This window comes from Pseudomonas sp. ACM7, assembly GCF_004136015.1.
GTDB lineage: Bacteria > Pseudomonadota > Gammaproteobacteria > Pseudomonadales > Pseudomonadaceae > Aquipseudomonas > Aquipseudomonas frigoris.
In genome coordinates, this window is sequence record NZ_CP024866.1 from 5,421,908 (window position 1) to 5,443,058 (window position 21,151).

Annotated in this window: 20 protein-coding genes and 2 riboswitches; of the genes, 12 read left to right on the plus strand and 8 right to left on the minus strand. The window is 60.7% G+C overall.

Going from position 1 to position 21,151, the window contains the following annotated elements:
• Positions 1–47: 47 nt before the first annotated feature.
• Complete coding sequence (gene nfuA, locus CUN63_RS25875; protein WP_008150988.1) at positions 48–632, plus strand: Fe-S biogenesis protein NfuA; 585 nt, start codon at positions 48–50, stop codon at positions 630–632.
• A 147-nt stretch (positions 633–779) separates the two neighbouring features.
• Here nfuA and cobM read toward each other — a convergent pair whose 3' ends face one another.
• From cobM to CUN63_RS25895, 4 genes are all read right to left on the minus strand, one after another.
• Positions 780–1,526 (minus strand): precorrin-4 C(11)-methyltransferase, encoded by a 747-nt coding sequence (cobM, locus tag CUN63_RS25880; RefSeq protein ID WP_129443642.1) that lies wholly within the window; start codon positions 1,524–1,526, stop codon positions 780–782.
• An 83-nt stretch (positions 1,527–1,609) separates the two neighbouring features.
• On the minus strand, positions 1,610–2,023 hold the full coding sequence (locus tag CUN63_RS25885) for a cobalamin biosynthesis protein (protein ID WP_129443644.1): 414 nt from the start codon (positions 2,021–2,023) through the stop codon (positions 1,610–1,612).
• Entirely contained in the window at positions 2,020–2,727 is a 708-nt protein-coding gene (locus CUN63_RS25890; RefSeq protein WP_129443646.1) for a CbtA family protein, read from the minus strand. Before CUN63_RS25890 ends, CUN63_RS25885 begins: the two co-directional genes overlap by 4 nt.
• Positions 2,728–2,738: 11 nt before the next feature.
• The gene (locus CUN63_RS25895) at positions 2,739–2,933 is read right to left on the minus strand and encodes a CbtB-domain containing protein (protein WP_129443648.1); all 195 of its coding nucleotides are present in this window, start codon (positions 2,931–2,933) and stop codon (positions 2,739–2,741) included.
• 120 nt (positions 2,934–3,053) lie between these two features.
• A riboswitch (cobalamin riboswitch) is annotated at positions 3,054–3,283 on the minus strand.
• A gap of 193 nt (positions 3,284–3,476) precedes the next feature.
• A riboswitch (cobalamin riboswitch) is annotated at positions 3,477–3,692 on the plus strand.
• 99 nt (positions 3,693–3,791) lie between these two features.
• Here CUN63_RS25895 and cobW point away from each other — a divergent pair.
• From cobW to CUN63_RS25920, 5 genes are all read left to right on the plus strand, one after another.
• The gene (gene cobW / locus CUN63_RS25900) at positions 3,792–4,865 is read left to right on the plus strand and encodes a cobalamin biosynthesis protein CobW (protein WP_129443650.1); all 1,074 of its coding nucleotides are present in this window, start codon (positions 3,792–3,794) and stop codon (positions 4,863–4,865) included.
• 3 nt (positions 4,866–4,868) lie between these two features.
• Complete coding sequence (gene cobN, locus CUN63_RS25905; RefSeq protein ID WP_129443652.1) at positions 4,869–8,735, plus strand: cobaltochelatase subunit CobN; 3,867 nt, start codon at positions 4,869–4,871, stop codon at positions 8,733–8,735.
• 88 nt (positions 8,736–8,823) lie between these two features.
• Positions 8,824–9,822 (plus strand): ATP-binding protein, encoded by a 999-nt coding sequence (locus tag CUN63_RS25910; RefSeq protein WP_129443654.1) that lies wholly within the window; start codon positions 8,824–8,826, stop codon positions 9,820–9,822.
• A gap of 119 nt (positions 9,823–9,941) precedes the next feature.
• Entirely contained in the window at positions 9,942–10,481 is a 540-nt protein-coding gene (locus tag CUN63_RS25915; protein WP_178082673.1) for a VWA domain-containing protein, read from the plus strand.
• Between the two features lie 100 nt (positions 10,482–10,581).
• Complete coding sequence (locus CUN63_RS25920; protein WP_129443658.1) at positions 10,582–12,228, plus strand: phospholipase D-like domain-containing protein; 1,647 nt, start codon at positions 10,582–10,584, stop codon at positions 12,226–12,228.
• 152 nt (positions 12,229–12,380) lie between these two features.
• Here CUN63_RS25920 and CUN63_RS25930 read toward each other — a convergent pair whose 3' ends face one another.
• On the minus strand, positions 12,381–13,607 hold the full coding sequence (locus CUN63_RS25930) for an NADH:flavin oxidoreductase/NADH oxidase family protein (protein WP_129443660.1): 1,227 nt from the start codon (positions 13,605–13,607) through the stop codon (positions 12,381–12,383).
• A 77-nt stretch (positions 13,608–13,684) separates the two neighbouring features.
• On the opposite strand from CUN63_RS25930, the gene CUN63_RS25935 reads away from it, so the two are divergent.
• Complete coding sequence (locus CUN63_RS25935) at positions 13,685–14,089, plus strand: MerR family transcriptional regulator (protein ID WP_129443662.1); 405 nt, start codon at positions 13,685–13,687, stop codon at positions 14,087–14,089.
• On the opposite strand, the gene CUN63_RS25940 is transcribed toward CUN63_RS25935, so the two are convergent.
• Positions 14,079–15,641 (minus strand): MFS transporter, encoded by a 1,563-nt coding sequence (locus tag CUN63_RS25940; protein ID WP_129443664.1) that lies wholly within the window; start codon positions 15,639–15,641, stop codon positions 14,079–14,081. The two genes, CUN63_RS25935 and CUN63_RS25940, sit on opposite strands and share 11 nt — an antisense overlap.
• Positions 15,642–15,744: 103 nt before the next feature.
• Between CUN63_RS25940 and CUN63_RS25945 the strand changes: the two genes are divergently transcribed.
• Complete coding sequence (locus CUN63_RS25945) at positions 15,745–16,614, plus strand: LysR family transcriptional regulator (RefSeq protein WP_129443666.1); 870 nt, start codon at positions 15,745–15,747, stop codon at positions 16,612–16,614.
• Positions 16,615–16,763: 149 nt separating this feature from the next.
• Here the strand turns inward: CUN63_RS25945 and CUN63_RS25950 are convergent, their stop codons facing one another.
• Entirely contained in the window at positions 16,764–17,195 is a 432-nt protein-coding gene (locus CUN63_RS25950) for a thioredoxin family protein (protein ID WP_129443668.1), read from the minus strand.
• A 102-nt stretch (positions 17,196–17,297) separates the two neighbouring features.
• A complete protein-coding gene (locus CUN63_RS25955) occupies positions 17,298–17,702 on the minus strand; it encodes a hypothetical protein (RefSeq protein WP_129443670.1) in 405 nt (134 codons plus the stop codon).
• Between the two features lie 403 nt (positions 17,703–18,105).
• Here CUN63_RS25955 and CUN63_RS25960 point away from each other — a divergent pair, with 403 nt between their 5' ends.
• The 4 genes from CUN63_RS25960 to CUN63_RS25975 are packed head-to-tail and all read left to right on the plus strand — an operon-like array spanning position 18,106 to position 21,143.
• A complete protein-coding gene (locus CUN63_RS25960; protein WP_129443672.1) occupies positions 18,106–18,954 on the plus strand; it encodes a transporter substrate-binding domain-containing protein in 849 nt (282 codons plus the stop codon).
• A 52-nt stretch (positions 18,955–19,006) separates the two neighbouring features.
• A complete protein-coding gene (locus CUN63_RS25965; RefSeq protein WP_008015908.1) occupies positions 19,007–19,669 on the plus strand; it encodes an amino acid ABC transporter permease in 663 nt (220 codons plus the stop codon).
• A gap of 8 nt (positions 19,670–19,677) precedes the next feature.
• The gene (locus tag CUN63_RS25970; protein ID WP_129443674.1) at positions 19,678–20,340 is read left to right on the plus strand and encodes an amino acid ABC transporter permease; all 663 of its coding nucleotides are present in this window, start codon (positions 19,678–19,680) and stop codon (positions 20,338–20,340) included.
• Positions 20,337–21,143 (plus strand): amino acid ABC transporter ATP-binding protein, encoded by an 807-nt coding sequence (locus CUN63_RS25975; protein WP_129443676.1) that lies wholly within the window; start codon positions 20,337–20,339, stop codon positions 21,141–21,143. Before CUN63_RS25970 ends, CUN63_RS25975 begins: the two co-directional genes overlap by 4 nt.
• The last annotated feature ends 8 nt before the right edge of the window (positions 21,144–21,151 follow it).

Genomic DNA, 21,151 nt, shown 5'->3' on the forward strand with positions numbered 1-21,151 from the left:
GGCGCGATGATTGGCGTAAACTGCGCCCAAGCCTGCGAGGAGTTTCCATGACCGCTATTACCATTACCGACGCCGCCCACGATTATCTGGCTGATCTGCTCTCCAAGCAGAACACCCCAGGCATCGGCATCCGCGTCTTTATCACCCAGCCTGGCACCCAGTACGCCGAAACCTGCATTGCCTACTGCAAGCCGGGCGAAGAAAAACCTGAAGACACGGCGCTGGGGCTCAAAAGCTTCACCGCTTACATCGACTCGTTCAGCGAAGCTTTCCTGGACGATGCGGTAGTCGACTACGCCACCGACCGTATGGGCGGCCAGCTCACCATCAAGGCGCCAAACGCCAAAGTACCGATGGTCAGCGCCGACAGTCCGGTCAATGAGCGTATCAACTATTACCTGCAAACCGAGATCAACCCGGGGCTGGCCAGCCACGGCGGTCAGGTCAGCCTGATCGATGTGGTCGAAGACGGCATCGCCGTACTGAAGTTCGGCGGCGGTTGCCAGGGCTGCGGCCAGGCAGACGTCACCTTGCGCGAAGGCATCGAGCGCACCTTGCTCGAGCGCATTCCCGAGCTCAAGGGTGTTCGTGACGTCACCGACCACACGCAGAAAGAAAACGCCTACTACTAAGTAAGGTGTTCGCTGCATACATAAAAAAACGGCACCCGTGAGTGCCGTTTTTTTATGGGTGAAGTCTTTAAAGATCGCAGCCTTCGGCAGCTCCTACAGGTGTACGCATCCCATGTAGGAGCTGCCGAAGGCTGCGATCTTTTGATCTTATGGGCGATACAGATGCGCATGTCCGGCACGATACAGCGACGACTCACTGAAGTGATCACTGCCCAAAACCCGGCCCACCAAAATCAACGCCGTGCGCCGAAACCCCTTGGCTTCAACCTTCTCGGCGATATCCGCCAACGTCCCCACCACCCAGTCCTGATCCGGCCAGGTCGCCCGGTGAATTACCGCGATCGGGCAATCCGCGCCGTAATGCGGCAGCAATTCGGCCAGGATTTTCTCCAGATGATTGACCCCCAGATGAATCGCCATAGTCGCCCCGTGCTGCGCCAGGCTGCCGAGCCCTTCGCCGGCGGGCATCGCGGTCTTGTCTGCGTAGCGGGTCAGGATCACGCTTTGCGACACGTCCGGTAACGTCAGTTCCGCGCCCAACAGTGCCGCGCAGGCCGCCGTGGCCGTGACGCCGGGAATGATTTCAAACGGGATGTCGAGTTCGCGCAGGTAGCGGATCTGCTCGCCAATAGCACCGTAAAGACTCGGGTCGCCGGAGTGCACCCGGGCCACGTCCTGGCCCTTGGCATGGGCGGATTTGATCAGCTCGATGATCTGTTCCAGGTGCAGTTCGGCGCTGTTGACCACCTGTTCGGCGCGATGGCCTTCCAGCACGGCGGCGGGCACCAGGGAGCCGGCATAGATGATCACCGGGCAGCTGCGAATCAGCCGTTGGCCTTTGACTGTGATCAGTTCCGGGTCGCCGGGACCTGCGCCAATGAAGTAGACGGTCATCGTCGGTTCCTGTGAGAAAAAGGGGCTGGGCAAGGCTTCAGATGAAGATTGCTCATGATCAAAGACGGGGATTATCGGGGATTTTAGGCGGCGCCGGCCAATGCCAAGGTGGCCTGGGCGTATTTTTGTCGAGAAATCAGCAATTTTGCCGGTGCCTGGGCCAACTGTTCGGCCATGGCCAGGGCGGCACTTTCCGCGACGCCGTAGCAGCCAGTGCGTTCGAACGCGATGTCTGAACGATGGCTAAGTTGCGTTTGATAGACGGCCAATTGTTCGCAGCTGAAGTACTGCAATGGTAACGCAAGCTGTTCGGCCAATTCGATCAGGCCAGGTTCTTCGCGCTTCAGGTCGATGCTGGCCAGGGCCTTGATCTGGTGAAGTGCGATTTTATGAGCCTGTAACGCCTGATCGAGCAGCGCCCGCAGTGTGCTGGCAGGGCAGCCGCGCTGGCAGCCCAGGCCGACCACTAAAGTCGGCGCTGTGCTGATCTCAGTCATGCGTGGTATTGACCATCGCTTTTGCGGCGGAACAACCAGGCACTGATCAGGCCCAGGGCCAGCCAGAATCCCATGTTGGTCAGCTGCGAAGCGATTTTGAACTGGGCTTCCAGAGCTTCTGGAGCGAGCATCGAATGCACCTCCGGTTGCGGCGCGCCGATTACGTGAGGCACGGCCAGAATGGCCACGCCGAGCACTTTCATCAGCCAGTGACGGCTGAACACGATCAATGCGATGCCGACCGCGGTGGAGGCCGCCGTGCCGATCCACCAGATCTGCCGTTGCGCCAAATCAGCTGCGGCAGTGCCCGGCAGCTCAGGCGGCAGACCGAGGGTCGGTGCCAGCACGAACGTGGCGTAACCGGCCAGGCCCCAAAGCAGGCCTTGGGAGGTTTTGGTCGGAGCGCGCAAGGTATAGAGGCCAGCGAGCATCAAGGCGAAACCGACCGCTACCACCAGGTTGCCGCCCGTGGTGGACAGTACGCGCTGCCAGCCGTCTTCCGGTTCCCAGGCTTCGGCATCGTGGGTGTGAGCGGCGACAGCACCCGCAGCGTGTTCGTGAACCTCAACAGCCGCCGGCTCGGATTTTTCGTAGGTCTCGGCCTGCAAAATCAGCGGAGCCACCCAGAAGCTTTGCAGCAGGGTCAGCAGCAGGGCGGCCAGCAGCCCGGTGAACCCTGCGGTTTGCGCAATACGCTTGATCATGTCGGCAGGTCTCAATGGCACGGGAATGCAGAGCTGTGGCGGGTATCGTGCGCGGCGTTGTGCACCGCTTCGATGTGCGAGAAACCGGCGAAATACACAAGGCACGCGCCAAGGATCGACGCACACACGGCGGCGGTCAGGCGTTGAGTCAGGGTATTGGTGGTGCTGGCTGTCGTGTGGCCGGTGCTGCTGATGATGATCGACATGGCGCTTCCCTCTGGTCTGTCAGCGGGTGATATAGAGCGCATGGAAGACCCCTGCGAGTCGGGCACGCAGAGGTTCAAACAGCGCCCGCCCACCGCGGGTTTGTTATTCAGTGATCGTAATGGTCACTTTGTGTTGCGGGCCGGTCTCCGGGCTCACGAGGGGCGCTGGCTTTCGCCTTGACCTGCAAGCATCACCTTCCCATGCCGAACTGCTGGCACAGTGGATCTGACGCTTCGCTCGCTTACCGTTGCGGGGGCAGCACCGGACTGACATGACTTTAGAGTAAAGCACATGATTCACCGGTTTCCCGTTTCACCCTGTGAAGGGCACCCGTAACAAGGCGTGTAGGAGAGCATGGGCGGGGGTTGGGCGTCAATTGGCAAGGGTTCTCACTTGGATGTCGAGTCGCTCCCTTCGCGAGCAAGCCCGCTCCCACATTTGAAATGCATTCCCCTGTGGGAGCGGCGGTGCGACGATTCGACTTGCTCGCGAAGGGAGCGCCACAGAAGTCAGGTGAACATTGACCCGCCTCCACACGATGCGTAGCCTTGCGCTTTCGAGGTTCTTCGGCGTCTGTCGAAGCTAAGAAGGGAACGCGGTCGATGCCGCGGCTGCCCCCGCAACTGTGAACGGTGATGTTCGCTGCCACGCCACTGCAAACCCTGTGCAACGGGTTCGCGGGAAGGCGCAGCGAATGCCAGGCCCACAAGCCCGGCAAACCGTCAGCCAGGAGACCTGCCTCGACACAGATTCTCACTACAACCGGGCGGGGTGATCCGGTGGCGAACTCTTACGCGCGCGCCTCCGTCGCAGCGATTGTCGTCCCGTATGCCCGCCACCTTGCCAAAGGGCATCCGATGAAAACACTGGCCAAACTCCCCGTCACCATCGTTACCGGCTTCCTCGGCTCGGGCAAAACCACCTTGCTGCGGCACATGCTCGACAACGCTCAGGGCCGTCGCATTGCGGTGATCGTCAACGAGTTCGGCGAGCTGGGCATCGACGGCGAAATCCTCAAGCAGTGCTCCATCGGCTGCACTGAAGAAGAAGCCAACGGCCGCGTCTACGAACTGGCCAATGGCTGCCTGTGCTGCACCGTTCAGGAAGAGTTCTTCCCGGTGATGCGCGAACTCGTCGCCCGTCGCGGCGACCTTGACCACATCCTCATCGAAACCTCGGGCCTGGCCCTGCCAAAACCGCTGGTACAAGCCTTCCAATGGCCGGAAATCCGCAGCGCCTGCACCGTTGACGCGGTGATCACCGTGGTCGACAGCCCAGCGGTCGCCGCCGGTACCTTCGCGGCTTTCCCGGACCAGGTTGATGCCCAGCGTAAACTCGACCCGAACCTGGACCACGAATCGCCGCTGCACGAGCTGTTCGCCGACCAACTGGCCAGCGCCGACCTGGTGATCCTCAACAAGGCCGACCTGATCAGCCCTGAAGACCTGGCCCGTGTACGCCTGGAAGTCGCGGAAGAACTGCCGCCCGCGGTGAAAGTCATCGAAGCCAGCAGCGGTCGCGTGCCACTGGACGTGCTGATCGGCCTCGGCGCTGGTTCTGAAGAACACATCGACAGCCGTCACAGCCATCACGATCACCACCATGAAGGTGAAGACGGCCATCACGATGAGCATGACCACGATGCCTTCGACTCCATCTCCATCGAACTGCCGCAAGCCGACGAAAGCCTGCTGCTGGACGCGTTGACCCAACTGGTGGTCCAGCACGGCATCCTGCGCGTCAAAGGTTTCGCGGCGATTCCGAAAAAGCCGATGCGCCTGCTGATCCAGGGCGTGGGCACTCGTTTTGACAAGCATTTCGACCGTCAGTGGGGCGCCGATGAAGCGCGTACCACGCGCCTGGTATTGATCGGTCAGGAGCTGGACGCCACTCTGCTTGAAGCGCAATTGCGCGCTGCGCTCAGCGTTTAAGCCATGCACCTGCTCAGGACCCAGCCCGGCGGTTTCGTGTCGGATGACAACATTGCCGACCTTGGACAAACCCCTGCCGAGTTGGTGATCCTGTGCAGCGGCGACTCAAGCCTCGCGCTGCTCGCCGAAGCGGCGCAGCAGTTGCCCGACGATTACCCCAGCGTGCGTCTGGCCAATCCGATGCAGGTGCAGAACCACGCCTCGGTCGACCTGTATGTCGACGAGGTGCTGCGCCATGCCAAGGTGATTCTGATCTCGCTCCACGGTGGCATCGCCTATTGGCGTTACGGTGTCGAGCGTCTGGTGGAATTGTCACAGCGCGGCGTGCAACTGATTCTGGTGCCCGGCGATGACCGTCCGGACCCGGAACTCAGCGAGCTAAGCACGGTGGCTGCCTGCGACCGCGACCGCCTCTGGCAGTTTTTGCGTCAGGGCGGCATGAGCAATGCCCTGGATTTTTTCTGTTGCCTCGCCAATCGTTGGCTGGATCGCGACTACGCCTGGGCCGAGCCGCAAACCCTGCCGCGCACGGCGATTTACCACCCGCACAAAAGCCCCGCTGAACTGAAGGATTGGCAAGCCGATTGGCAGGCCGATCAACCGGTCGCGGCGGTGCTGTTCTACCGCTCGCATTTGCAGGCGGCGAACACTGGTTTCATCGATGTTTTCTGTCAGCGTTTGCAGGCGGCAGGGTTGAACCCGTTGCCGATTGCCCTGGCCAGTCTGAAAGAGCCCGGCTGCCTGACCGTGGTCGAGGACCTGTTGGACGAAGTCGAAGCCGGCGTGATTCTCAATACCACCGGTTTCGCGCAATCCAGCCCTGAAGCGCCGCACCTGCGACCGTTTCGCCGCAACATTCAAGTGATCCAGGCGATCTGCGCCCAGGACAACGAACCCGGATGGCGCGCCAGCGAACAAGGTCTCGGTCCGCGTGATCTGGCGATGCACATCGCGCTGCCGGAACTGGACGGGCGGATCATCAGCCGACCGATCAGCTTCAAGGACCTGGCCTGGCGCAGCGAGCGCAGCCAATCCGATGTGGTCTGCTATCGGCCACAACCGGAGCGTATGGATTTTGTCGCCGAACTGGCGCGGCGCTGGATCGATCTGGCGCGGGTGCCCAACGCTGAAAAACGCATCGCACTGATCCTCGCCAACTACCCGACGCGCGATGGGCGCATCGGCAATGGCGTGGGCCTCGACACCCCGGCCGCCGCGCTGAACATCCTGCGCGCGTTGCATACAGAAGGTTATCCGCTACCCGCCGAATTGCCCGACACGGGCACCGCGTTGATCCAGCAGTTGCTCGGTGGCGTGAGCAACGACCTCGACACCCTCGACCAGCGTCCGTGTCAGCAAAGTCTGTCGATGGACGACTACCTGCTGATGTTCAACGCCTTGCCCGAGTCCAATCGCCAAGCCGTGCTGGAACGTTGGGGCTCGCCGCAAAGCGATCCGATGTGCCGTGGCGGGCGAATGATGATTGCCGGGCTGCGCTTCGGCCTGACCTTCGTCGGCATTCAACCGGCGCGCGGTTATCAGGTGGACCCGAGTGCGGTGTATCACGATCCGGACCTGGTGCCGCCTCACGGTTACTTGGCGTTCTATTTCTGGTTGCGCAACACCTACGGTGCCCACGGCGTGATCCACGTCGGCAAGCACGGCAACCTCGAGTGGTTGCCGGGCAAAGGCGTCGGGCTTTCTGAGAATTGCTGGCCGGATGCGCTGCTCGGGCCGCTGCCGAACATCTATCCGTTTATCGTCAACGATCCGGGCGAGGGCGCACAGGCCAAACGCCGTACGCAGGCGGTGATAATCGATCACTTGATGCCGCCGTTGACCCGCGCCGAAACTTACGGCCCGTTGCGCAACCTCGAATTACTCGCCGACGAGTATTACGAAGCGCAATTGCTCGATCCGCGCCGTGCCCGGGAATTGCAGCGCGACATCCTGCAACTGGTGCGTGACACGCACATCGACCGCGAACTGCAACTCGACGAGAAACTCGACAGCGACGCCGATGCGGCGATCTGGCTGCCGCGTCTGGACACCTATTTGTGCGACTTGAAAGAGTCGCAGATCCGCGACGGTCTGCATGTGTTTGGCGAGTCGCCGACCGGACGTTTGCGCATCGACACCTTGTTGGCGTTGTTGCGCATTCCTCGTGGCGATGGGCGTGGTGCACAATCGAGTCTGCTGCGGGCTTTGGCCAAGGCGTTCACGTTGGGCTTCGATCCGCTGGATTGTGCGTTGGCCGAGCCTTGGATCGGGCCACGTCCGATTGAACTGCAAACCCTCACCGATGAAGTCTGGCGCACCGCCGGGGATACCCGTGAACGTCTGGAACTGTTCGCCACGCAACTGATCTCGCAAACTCTAAACCAACCTCAAACCAACCCCGGCCCCTGTGGGAGCGAGCTTGCTCGCGAAGCGGTTGAGCATCCAACATTGATGTCGATTGACCCACCGCTATCGCGAGCAAGCTCGCTCCCACAGGAGGCCACTTGGTCTGACGTCAGCGCGATCATCGACAGCCTGCGCGAAGTCGTCGCGCCAAGGCTGGACGCCTGCGGTCCGGCGGAAATGCGCGGTCTGCTCGACGCCCTCAGCGGCCGCTTCGTGCCGGCCGGCCCCAGCGGTGCGCCGAGTCGCGGTCGGCTCGACGTGCTGCCGACCGGCCGCAACTTCTACTCGGTGGACGTGCGTAACCTGCCGACCACCACCGCGTGGCGTATCGGTTTCCAGTCGGCCAACCTGATTCTTGAACGGCACCTGCAAGACCACGGCGATCATCTGCGTCAGCTCGGCCTGTCGGTGTGGGGCACCGCGACCATGCGTACCGGCGGCGACGACATCGCCCAGGCCATGGCGCTGATGGGCGTGCGCCCGGTCTGGGCGACGGGCAGTCAGCGGGTCGACGACTTCGAAATTCTGCCGCTGAGTCTGCTGGACCGTCCGCGCGTGGACGTGACCTTGCGCGTCTCCGGATTCTTCCGTGATGCCTTTGCCAATCTGATTCGCCTGTTCGACGCGGCCGTGCAAGCGGTCGCCGCCCTCGACGAGCCGGACGACCTCAACCCCTTGGCCGCCAAGGTGCGTGCCGAGCGCGAAGCATTGATGCAATCGGGGCTGGATGAAGACGCAGCCAGGCGTCAGGCCGGTTGGCGCATCTTTGGCGCCAAACCCGGTGCTTACGGCGCGGGCGTGCAGGGCGCCATCGACGGTCGTCTGTGGCAAAGCCGCGACGACCTGGCCGAGGTTTATCTGAACTGGGGCGGCTACGCTTACGGCGGTTCTGACGAAGGCACCGCAGCGCGAGAGCAGTTCGCTCAGCGCCTGAGCCAGGTGCAAGCCGTGCTGCAAAACCAGGACAATCGTGAACACGACTTGCTTGATTCCAACGACTATTACCAGTTCCAGGGCGGCATGCTGGCGGCGGTGGAAAGCCTCAGTGGTGAAGCAGCGGCCAGTTACCATGGCGATCACAGTCAGCCGGACTTGCCGAAGATCCGCACGTTGAAGGAAGAGCTGAACCGGGTGATTCGCTCCCGGGCAGCCAATCCGAAGTGGATCGACGGCGTGAAGCGCCACGGCTATAAAGGCGCGTTTGAACTGGCGGCGACCGTTGATAACCTGTTTGCGTTCGATGCTACAACGCAGCTGATCGACGATCACCAGTATGCATTGCTGGCGGATGCGTATTTGCTGGATCCGGCGACCCGGGATTTTGTTCGCGAGCATAATCCGCATGCGTTGCGCGACATGACTGAGCGGATGCTTGAGGCGCAGCAGCGGGGGATGTGGAAGGAGCCGGGCGACTACCGCGAAGCATTGGAGAATTTGTTGCTGGACATAGAAGAAGACAGCTAATGCGCCGCAGAACCCTGTGGGAGCAAGCTCGCTCCCACAGGGATTAAGGTGCTGCTGATGGATCACCGACCATGACCGAGTATTAAAGATGACCGACACCCCCCATTTCCCTCTCTCCGCCGTGGTCGGCGCCGACGATCTCAAACTCGCCCTCTACCTGACCGCCATCGACCCGAAAATCGGCGGCGTTCTCATCGAAGGCCCTCGCGGCATGGCCAAGTCGACCCTGGCCCGAGGCCTGGCCGACTTGCTCGCCAGCGGCCAATTCGTCACCTTGCCGTTGGGCGCCACCGAAGAACGACTGGTGGGCACGCTCGACCTGGACGCCGCCCTGAGCGAGGGTCGCGCACAGTTTTCCCCCGGAGTACTGGCCAAGGCCGACGGCGGCGTGCTCTACGTCGATGAAGTCAACTTGCTGCCTGATCACCTGGTGGACCTGCTGCTGGATGTGGCCGCCAGCGGCACCAACCTGATCGAACGCGACGGCATTTCCCATCGGCATTCGGCGAAGTTCGTGCTGATCGGCACGATGAACCCGGAAGAGGGTGAGCTGCGTCCGCAACTGCTCGACCGATTTGGCCTGAACGTCGCCCTCAGTGGCCACACAGCACCGACCGAGCGCGGGCAGATCATCCGCCGACGGCTGGATTTCGACAGCGATCCCCACAACTTCTGCGCCGAATGGGAAAGCCAGCAGCAGTCGCTGCGCGAACGTTGCCAGAAGGCGCGCAACGCGCTGGCAAGCATCCCGCTCGACGATCATGCGCTGGCGCAGATTACCGAGCGCTGCTTTGCCGCCGGTGTCGATGGCTTGCGGGCCGACCTGGTCTGGTTGCGCGCGGCGCGTGCCCACGGGGCGTGGCGTGGCGCGAGCGCCATCGCCGAGGAAGACATCGACGCCGTCGCCGAATTTGCCCTGCGCCATCGCCGCCGCGAGCCATCGCCACCGGCACCGCAACAAAGCCAGCCGCCTTCTACCCAGCATTCCAACCCGAGCGAAGGCCAGGGCCAATGGGGTGAAATGCCCGCCCAAGCGTTACCGGTCGGCGCACGACGTGAAGTGCCGAGCTGGCCAAAAAAGCCCTAGGCATTCGCCCTCGATCTGATGCGGGGGCGAATGCCAGACCCCGCGCCGGACGACTGGACAATGGCAAGCAGGGTAAACGTCACGCGGCGCGCAGCGGCTCGATCAATTGGCCCGGCACATTGTTGAACGGCCGCCCGCGTCAACGCGACGATGTCTTGTTTCACCTGCGCACCCGTTCTCCTCACGAACTGTGGTTGGTGATCGTCGACGCCTCGGCCTCGACTCGTCGCCATCAGGCGTTGAGCGATGCCAAGGGCTTGCTGGCGCAACTGTTCGACGATGCCTATCGCCAACGCGCGCGCCTGGCGTTGCTCACCGCCAGTGGTCATGTGCCGAAGTGGCAGGTACAAGGGTTGAAAGCCTCCGCGGGTTTGCGCAACTGGCTTGATGGGCTGGGAGCGGGCGGTGGTACGCCGTTGCTGGCGGCGCTGGGTGAGGCGGGGCGCTGGCTGGCGGTCAGGCAGAAGCGTTTTCCGGCGGAACAGCAGCGCTTGTTGCTGGTGACCGATGGCCGATTGAAGGACTGGTCGACGTTGCCGGCGCTTGATTGTCCGGGGCTGCTGATCGACATCGAACGAGGGCCGATTCGTCTTGGACGGGCTAAGGTGATGGCTACCGAGTTGCAGGCTGAGTATCTGCATATCGATGATATGGAGTGAGCCGAAAAGATCGCAGCCTGCGGCAGCTCCGACAATGAACGGCGTACACCTGTAGGCGCTGCCGCAGGCTGCGATCTTTTGATCTTCACAGGAGTGAGTCATGCGCGTTCTAGCCGTCAATAATCAGGACGATTTCCGCGTCAAAGCCTACGCCGGCACCAATGGTGTGCTATTGGCCATGGACCTGGCCGAACCCCGCCGCAAAGGCCTCTTGGGTTTCGCCATCGAAAAACAGCAAGGCCCCAAGCCCTGGCTGTTCCTGTTCAATAGCCTGACCTTCCCCGGCAAGGTGCATACGTTTCCCCAGTTTCACGCGACCCCCAGCGATATCGCACCGTTGCAGAAATTTCGCTGGGCCGATTACGCGGTCAATCCGGGGATGACGATCCATTACCGAATCCACCTGGCCTACGGCAGCGTTGATGCGCCGCAATTGGGCGAATACCTGGAGGTGACGGTCACCTCCGACAATGGTCAGCCGAATAACCAAAGTGTGAGCTTCAATCGCGCAGTGGCTGCCAGCCAGGCGTTCCAGCGCAAGTTTCCCGAACTCGACGCGCTGATCAGCGCCAACAAGAACCTGCCCATCGAAGCCTGGCCGGATGCCCCGCGGCAATGGCTGGAAAACGGTTTGCTCGGGCGCCTGCTGGGATTTATCGAGCGTGCGGTGGATGGCCAGTGGGCGCTGGACATTGCCATCTACGAGTATGAATTGCAGGCCATTGTCGATGCGGTCAATGCCGCGTTCGAGCGTGGGGTAAACGTTCGAGTCCTGTATCACGCTCAACCGGGCGATGAGGACACCACCCTGAACGAGGCCAGCCTGGAAAAAATCCCGGCGGTGCACAAACGCGGGCGGGTCACCCACAACATCTTCCACAACAAATTCATCGTCCTGAGCCGGCTCGACGCCGCGGGGCAGCGTCAACCGGAAGCGGTGCTGTGCGGCAGCACCAATTTCACGCCCAACGGCGTTTATCGCCAGGCCAACGTGGTGCATGTGCTGGACGACACACGCGTCAGCGCCAGCTATCTGCACACCTTCGAGCAGGTCTGGGCTAACCCTGCGGATGTCGGTGCCACCAGAAACTGGCTCACGCACAACAACCCGATGGATCCGCTGCAACCGATGTTCGCCGGGTTCTCACCGCGCTCGGGCAAAGGGGATCTGGATGAGTTTGTCGAGATCATCAACGCCGCGAAAAAGGACGTGCTGTTCGTCACCGCGTTCGCCTTGCCCGACGATATCCTGAACGGTTTGCTCGGCCAGCCCCACGACGACATTTTGCGTTACGGCCTGCAAAACACCGCCAGCCGCATCACAGGTTTCCACGCCGACCGCACCGCCGAATTCGCCACCACCGCGCTGCTCAACACCGGGCTGGAAGGCTGGCTCAGAGAGAACATGAAAGGCCAGAAGGGCAACCTGCTGGTGCACACCAAAGCCGTGGTGACGGACTTCACCAGCGATGCGCCGACGATCATCAGCGGCAGCCATAACCTCAGTGCCGCGGCCAGCAATGGCAATGACGAGAACTACCTGATCATTCGCGGTAATACCGATCTGGCGGACCGTTATGGCCTGGAGCTGCTGCGGTTCTACGAGCATTACCGGTTTCGCTACTTCGCCAAAAAACTCGCGCTCAAGCAGGTCCAGCCGTTGGCGGCGGATGACAGCTGGACCGATGACTATTACCTCGATGGGGATTTGCGTCAGCTATCCAGATTGCATTTTTCCGGACGGTAAACACACTCGCGGGGCAAACGCACTCCTTGTGGGAGCGGGCTTGCTCGCGAAGGCGGAGTGTCAGACAACATCATTGTTGACTGGAAGGCCGCTTTCGCGAGCAAGTCGGATCGCCGCACCGCCGCTCCCACATTGGATTTTCGACAACTTAATCACTTCATTCCCATAGCCTGCCGGTACTGACGAGTCCGCCGGGCGATGTACACGCGGTCGAGAATCAACGCCCATAGCGCCGAAACGTCGGGACGGGTCTTGCGCCCACGGCTCAGGCGATTGAGCTGGAATTTCACGACGGCCATGCTCGCCAGCGCCGCCAGGGGTTTGCGCTTCCAGCGAATCGGCGGCAGTTGCGGGTGACTGTTCTGACCTTCGCGCCAGCGTTTGACCAGTTGAGGTTCGAGCGCCAGCGCTGTGCCGATCCCGGCCATGGCGATGCCGCTGTCGAGTACCTGTTCGACGATCGCCAGACGTCGAATCCCGCCTGTGACCATCACCGGCATGTTCGCCACGCTGGCCAGCTCACCGGCCATTTCCAGAAAGTACGCTTCACGTGCCAAGGTCCGACCATCCCGGGCCTCGCCTTGCATGGCCGGGGCTTCGTAGCTGCCGCCGGAGAGTTCCAGCAGATCGATCGGTTGATCGTTGAGCCACTGGGTGACGTGCCGGGCATCGTCTGCGTCGAAACCGCCGCGCTGGAAGTCCGCCGAGTTGAGCTTCACCGCCACGCAAAATGTCGGAGACACAGATTTGCGCACGGCGCTGACCACCGCCAACAACAAGCGCGCGCGATTTTCCAGAGAACCACCCCAGCGGTCGGTTCGGCGGTTGGTCAACGGCGAGAGGAACTGGCTGATCAGATAACCGTGTGCGGCATGAATCTGCACCCCGGTGAAGCCGGCCTTTTCCGCCAGGGCGGCGCTGGTGGCGAAGCGTTGAATGACCTCTTCGATGTCGCCCTCGCTCATGGGTTTGGGCTCGGCAAACATCTTCGAGAACCCACCCAGGTCCAGCGCCACCGCCGAAGGCGCCAACGCTTGCTGGCCGAGATTGGCCATGGTTTGACGGCCAGGATGATTGAGCTGCATCCAGAACTGCGCGCCACCGGCCCGGCCGATGCTTGCCCATTGGCGAAAGCGTTCAAGGTGCCGCTCATCTTCCAGCACCACGCCACCGGGGCCAGTCATGGCGCGGCGGTCGATCATCACGTTGCCGGTCAGCAACAGTCCGGTTTCGCCTTCGGCCCACGCCTGATACAGCCGGAACAAGGCATCCGCGGGTGCCTGCTCGGTATCGGCGAGGTTCTCTTCCATCGCGGCTTTGGCGATGCGGTTGCCGATGGTCTGGCCGTTGGGCAAATTCAATGCTTGGAAGGGCGACATGCTTGACTCCTCATCAGTGATGAGCAGAGGCTAAGCTTAAAGTTAACTTTAATGTCAAGCAGGCAAACGAGGCTGAGATGAAGATTGGTGAATTGGCGCAATTGAGCGGGTTGAACGCGTCGCGCATTCGGTATTACGAGGCTCAGGGTTTGATTCGTCAGGTGGAACGCCGGGCCAACGGTTACCGGCATTACCCCGACCAAACGTTGCAAACCCTGAAGATCATCCTGTGCGCCCAACAGGCTGGTTTCAGTCTGGAAGAGTTGAAGCAGCTATTGCCGGACAGCGCGACCGGTCAGTTCAAGCACGAAGAACTGGTGGCCGGCCTGGGGCGCAAAGTCGAACAGATCGAAGAGATGCAGTTGCACCTGGCGCAGAGCAAGGCGCGCTTGTTGGAGGTGATCGACACCATTCAGGTACGACCCGAGGGCATGGGTTGCGATGCTAATGCCCAGCGGGTATTGGCGACATTCAAGCATTAGTCATGTCGGTCGCTTTCACCGAAGGGCTTGTCGCGGTGGGGATCGGACTACGCATCAACGTGCCCACCACCAGCGCCCCCAACAAGGCCAGCAAACCCGCCACCCAAAGCAGCAGGCTGAAACCACCGACGAAGGCTTGCCGGGCCAACGGCTCGACCATCGGGCGAGCGGCTTCTGGCAGCAGGCTCATCGCCGCCGTCATGTCGCCAGCCACCACCCGCGAGGCGATACCCTGGGTTTGGCCGAGCCATTGCGCGCCATGGTCCGACAGACTGGTGCGCAACAACAGCTCGGTATGACTGGACAACAACGCCCCGAACACGCCGATGGCCAGCACGATGGCGCTGAAACGCATGGTGGTGCTCATGCCTGAGGCCATGCCGGTGCGCTCCCGTGGCACGCAGGCCATGATGTTTTTTTGCGTATCGCCGTTGAGCAGCCCGGCACCGGCGCCGGTCACGGCAATCGCCAGGGCGAAGGGCAGGTAACCGCCGCTACTGACCGCCCAGGCACTGAGCAGATTGCCGCTGCCGACCAGGGTCAAACCGGCGGCCATCAATGGGGCGGGGGCAAATCGACTCGCCAGACGTACGCCGATACGCGGGCAAATCAGCATGGTCAGGGCAAACGGCAACATCCCCAGACCTGAATCGATGGCCGAGAAACCCAGGCCGTTTTGCAGGTAAAACGGCAGCAGGGTCATCATCACCTGGGCGCAACCGGCGTAGGCAAACATGCCTAACAGCGCACCGATGAAACGCGGATGCTTGAACAGTTGCAGGTCAACCATCGGCCGCCGCTGCATCCGTTCAATCACCACGAACAGTCCCAGCAACAGAGCGCCGCCGATCAGCCGGGCGTAGGTCAGCGGGTTACTCCAGCCGATCCGGTTCGCCTCGATCAGGCCCCAGATCAGACACAGCAAACTCGCACTGAACGCCAAGCTGCCCCAGGGATCGAGGCGTGCGGACTGAGTGTCGCGGGACTCCGGCACGGCGCGCCAGACCATCACCATCAGGAACAATCCGACGGGCAGGTTAAGGTAGAAAATCCAGCGCCAGCCCATGTATTCGGTGATCAGCCCGCCGACCGTCGGCGCGGCGGTCATCGCCACCCCCATGCACGCGCCCCAGAACGCCCAGGCCTTGGCCCGTTCCACTTCATCGTGAAAGGTGTGGCCGATGGAGGCGAGGGCCGAGGTCAGCAGCAAGGCCGCGCCGACACCCTTGATCGCCCGGGCGATGTCGAGGAACAGCGCGTTGGGCGCGGCACCGCAACCGATGGACGCGAGGATGAAAATGCCCAGCCCGCAGAGCAGGGTTTTCTGCCGGCCGAAGCGGTCGGCGATGCTGCCAGCCGGTAACAAAAGAGCGGCGAAGGCCAGCATGTAAGCGCTGACTACCCATTCGATGTCGGCAAAGTTAGCGCCAAGTTCGCGGGCGATCGTGGGCAGCGTCACGGCAACGATGTTGGTGTCGAGGACGATCAGCGAGCAAACGCCTGAGGCTGTGAGTAATGTCAGTCGCGGGCTCACCTTGGGTTTGACGGGCATGGCAGCGTTTCTCTACTGTGGACGTCGGTGCAGCATATCGCCGGTCGCTACTTTCCTTGTTAGGTACGCCTTGTCACTTCATTACCTTTGAGCTAACGCACCGATGGATATTCGCCATTTTCGCTATTTCCTCGCCGTTGCCCGGCAAGGCAACTTCACCCGCGCCGCCGAACAACTCGGTATCGCACCGCCGACCTTGACTCGACAGATCCAGGACATGGAGAACGAACTCGGCACGCGATTGTTCGTGCGCCAGACACGTGAAGTCAGCCTGACCGAAGCCGGCGCCGCGCTGGTGATCGAGGCCGAGGCGACGGTGCGACAATTCGAATACGCTCAGTACAACGCCCAGCGTGCCGGGCGCGGGGATATTGGCCATATCGAACTGGGTTACGTGGCTTCGGCGGTGTATTCGGGCTTGCTGCAGAAACAGGTGCAAGCCTTCAGTCGCGAGTGTCCTGACGTCAGCCTGAACGTACGGGAAAGTCCTATGGCGTCATTGCCGATGATGGTGGTCGAGGGGCGTTTCGATATTGGCTATGTCCGCTCACCCATGACCTTGCCTGAAGGCCTGGAAGCCATTCGCCTGGATGCAGAAGGCTTTGTGCTGGCGGTGTCGGCCGAGTCCTGGTTATGCCGTCTGCCAGAGATTGCCCCGGAAAACTTGCAGAACGAGACGTTCATCCTGCCGGAGCAAATCAGCGGCACCTTGCAAGTCGCCGCCGAGGGTGGGTTTGCGCCAAAACTGGGTGCGCAACCGGGTGGGTTGGTGGCGGTCATTGCGTTGGTGTCGTTGGGGCAGGGCGTTGCCGTCGTGCCCGAATCAGTGGTCGGTCATGTGGGGTTGCCCGGCGTGTTGTACCGGGCAATCAAAGGGTGCGAGGCGAGTTCGTGGTTGTCGTTGATTTATCGTCGGTTCGAGAAGTCCGCGGCGGTAGTCCGGTATATCGAACAGGTCAAAAATCGTGAGTGAATGGAAATATAGATCTTCTGGTTTTCGCTGACCTTAAGAGCCCATCGCGAGCAAGCTCGCTCCCACATTAGATCGTGTCTGTCCGGCCAACTCGGTCAATTGTGGGAGCGAGCTTGCTCGCGATAGCTGTCTGTCAAACGGCAGACTTCTCAAACCCTGATCAACGTGCGTGCCCGAGGCACAGTGCACAGGTTCCGTAGCGTTCGACGCAACCACGCCAGGTCATGGCCTGGTTTCCGTGCTGCGTATAGGGGTTTCACCTTGCCGATGTACCTGGCGAAGTCTTCCTGCAGGGTTTGCTCAGTGCCGATTCCCTTGAGTTTCTTCAGCAGCTTCCCATCCTTGTAAAACAGCACGGTCGGGGTGCCGGTGACGTGCGGGTGGCGGGGGGATTCGGAGGTGTTCAACACATAGATGTTCGCGTGATGACGGTATCGCTCGGCAACCTGGCGAAAGACCGGTTCCGCCCAATCGCAGGCCGGGCAGTGTTCATTGCCGAAATACAGAATCACCGTGCGCCAGGTTTTCAGGGCCTTGCGGTAGGTGGGGGGCAATGTTGAGTGGGGTGCTGTCGAGTTCATTCAAAACTCCTTCCTCTCGGGATACATCGGCGGCGTGTTCAGGCGAAACAAAACGCGAGTCTTCGCCATGCGATAACTCGCGTGTCAGGCCTCAGCGGTGCACTAGAGAAGCTTCGATAGCGTCACATCGCCGAAATAAGAGCCCAAAGTGCCGAACACACCATCATTAGCTTCCAGCGTGACTTTGAACTTGATCGTGGAGATCTGGACTTCGAATTTTTTGGATAATACGGTCCAGTCTGTATTGCCACCGATGTCAAGGTAAACCGGCTCGCCTGTGGGGAGCGGTTGCACTTGAATCCGGGCAGCAGAGCCGGGGAGAGTTTTCATTCTTGCGGACAGCATGAACTGTCCGCCGGCGCCAGCACCGGTGGGGACGTCCTGACTGATTGAATCCGGGGCACCGATAATGCAATGACCGGTTACATAACTTACGTTATCTGGATTGGTCGCCGTCCACTCATTGCCTTGCTGAGAAAAGTCACCGTTCTTGATCAAATTAGCCATTGCAAAAATCCTTTTCGGAATCGTTCGTTTTTAGTGGCTTGCACCGCATTGAGGTGCTGAGTAATTAGGCAATTCGAATAGGCATTCCACAACTGTCACTTCTGACAGGTGAGTCAGTAAATCCGATGAGCGGTCACTTGCAGTCAAGAGCCGCGCGGCGTCGCACTGGGTGCACAGATGCGCCTGGATGTGGCGTTACTTCCCAATGGGTTGCGTTCGGTAGCGAACGGATGCCGAGAGCCATGCGAGATAGTCCAAGTCGTTTTTTCTAACCAACTGAATCAATTGGATTTTCATACTCCAGGATTTTCTGCCGATCCTGTGGCACACTTTCTGCTGTCTATTCCGTTGTTACACACCAACGTCCGGTATAACGGAATAACATCACCCTGGAGTGCTTGCCATGCATCGCCGACCTTCCTTGTTTAAAGCGTGTGTTTTTGTTCTCGCGGCTTCGGCTGCTGCCATGGGCGTGGCCCAGGCGGCGGACAGCAAGCTCGATAGCGTGCTGGCCCGCGGGAAACTGATTGTGGGCACGGGCAGTACCAATGCGCCGTGGCACTTCCAGGGAGCGGACGGAAAGTTGCAGGGTTTTGATATCGATATCGCGCGGATGGTGGCCAAGGGGTTGTTCAACGACCCGAGCAAGGTCGAGTTCGTGGTGCAGTCGTCCGATGCGCGGATTCCCAACCTGCTGACCGACAAGGTCGACATGAGCTGTCAGTTCATTACCGTCACCGCCAGTCGTGCGCAGCAGGTGGCGTTCACGCTGCCGTACTACCGCGAAGGTGTTGGCCTGCTGCTGCCGGCCAACAGCAAGTACAAGGAAATCGAAGACCTCAAAGCCGCCAACGACAGCGTCACCGTGGCGGTGTTGCAGAACGTGTACGCCGAAGAGCTGGTGCATCAGGCGTTGCCCAAGGCCAAGGTCGATCAGTACGACAGCGTGGACCTGATGTATCAGGCAGTGAACTCTGGCCGTGCCGACGCCGCGGCCACCGATCAGTCGTCGGTGAAATACCTGATGGTGCAGAACCAGGGGCGCTATCGCAGCCCGGCCTACGCCTGGAGTCCGCAAACCTACGCCTGCGCCGTCAAACGTGGCCATCAGGATTGGTTGAACTTCGTCAACACCACATTGCATGAAGCCATGACCGGCGTTGAATTCCCGACGTACGCGGCCTCCTTCAAGCAGTGGTTCGGTGTCGATCTTCCATCGCCAGCCATCGGTTTCCCCGTCGAATTCAAATGATCCCGTGAGAGCGGGGCGGTCATAAATCGCCCCGTTCAAGGTACTGCTGACCATGAACTATCAGTTGAACTTTGCCGCCGTGTGGCGCGATTTCGACACCTTGCTGGCGGGGCTCGGTCTGGGCCTCGAACTGGCGCTGGTGTCGATCGCCATCGGTTGCGTGATCGGCCTAATGATGGCGTTTGCTTTGCTGTCAAAGCACCGGGCGTTGCGGGTGCTGGCGTCAGTGTATGTGACGGTGATCCGTAACACGCCGATTCTGGTGTTGATTCTGTTGATCTACTTCGCCTTGCCGAGCCTGGGGATCCGTCTGGACAAGATCCCGTCGTTCATCATCACCTTGTCGCTGTATGCAGGGGCGTATCTGACCGAAGTGTTCCGCGGCGGGCTGTTGAGTATTCCCAAGGGGCAGCGCGAAGCCGGGTTGGCGATTGGTCTGGGCGAGTGGCAGGTCAAGGCGTACGTCACCGTGCCGGTGATGCTGCGCAATGTGCTGCCGGCGCTGTCGAACAATTTCATCTCGCTGTTCAAGGACACCTCGCTGGCCGCGGCGATTGCCGTGCCGGAGCTGACCTATTACGCGCGCAAGATCAATGTCGAGAGCTACCGGGTGATTGAAACCTGGCTGGTGACCACAGCGCTCTATGTGGCGGCCTGTTACCTCATTGCCATGATGCTGCGTTACCTCGAGCAGCGTCTGGCGATTCGCCGATAGGAGGCCAAATGTACGAATCCCCCAGTTGGTTGCATGAGTTATGGGTGGCACGGGAAGTCCTGTGGCAAGGCTTTTTGACCAGTGTGCAGGTCTCGGCCCTGGCGATTCTGCTGGGCACGATGGTCGGCATCGTCGCCGGTCTGGTGCTGACGTACGGCAAGTTCTGGATGCGCGCGCCGTTTCGGTTTTACGTCGACCTGATTCGTGGCACGCCGGTGTTTGTGCTGGTGCTGGCCTGCTTCTACATGGCGCCCGCACTAGGTTGGCAGATCAGTGCCTTTCAGGCCGGTGCGTTGGGGCTGACGCTGTTTTGCGGCTCCCACGTCGCCGAGATTGTGCGCGGCGCGTTGCAAGCGTTGCCCAGTGGTCAGATGGAAGCGAGCAAGGCCATCGGCCTGACGTTTTATCAAGCGCTCGGTTACGTGTTGTTGCCTCAGGCGTTGCGGCAGATCTTGCCGACCTGGGTCAACTCGTCCACCGAGATCGTCAAGGCCTCCACGCTGCTGTCGGTGATCGGTGTGGCTGAGTTGTTACTCAGCACCCAGCAGATCATCGCCCGGACCTTCATGACCCTCGAGTTTTACCTGTTCGCCGGATTTCTGTTTTTCGTCATCAACTACGCCATCGAATTACTCGGCCAGCACATTGAAAAGCGGGTGGCCTTGCCATGACTCAATCTTCGCTCTCTAACGTAAAAGATGCTCAAAACGGTCAGCCCCTGCTGGACATTCGCGGGTTGCACAAAAAGTACGGCCAGCTCGAAGTGCTCAAGGGCGTCGACCTGACCATGCAGCGCGGCAACGTCGTGACGCTGATCGGTTCCAGCGGTTCGGGCAAGACCACGTTGCTGCGCTGCGTGAACATGCTCGAAGAATTCCAGGGCGGTCAGATCATGCTGGATGGCGAGTCCATCGGTTATGACGAGGTGAACGGCAAGCGCGTGCGGCACCCGGAAAAAGTCATCGCCCGGCATCGGGCCATGACTGGCATGGCGTTCCAGCAGTTCAACCTGTTTCCGCACCTCACGGCGTTGCAGAACGTCACCCTCGGTTTGCTCAAGGTCAAAAAGCTGCACAAGGATGAAGCGGTGGCCCTGGCGGAAAAATGGCTGGAGCGGGTCGGCTTGCTGGAAAGGCGCGATCACTTCCCCGGTCAGTTGTCCGGTGGTCAGCAGCAGCGCGTGGCGATTGCCAGGGCGATTGCGATGAACCCGAGCCTGATGCTGTTCGACGAGGTCACCTCGGCCCTTGACCCGGAACTGGTCGGCGAAGTGCTGAGCGTGATCAAAGGCCTGGCCGAGGACGGCATGACCATGTTGTTGGTGACCCACGAAATGCGTTTTGCGTTTGAAGTCTCGGACAAAATCGTTTTCATGAATCAGGGGCGGATCGAAGAGCAGGGGCCACCCAAGGAACTGTTCGAACGCCCGCAATCGCCACGACTGGCGGAATTTCTCAAGAACACGCGTTTTTAAATATCCAC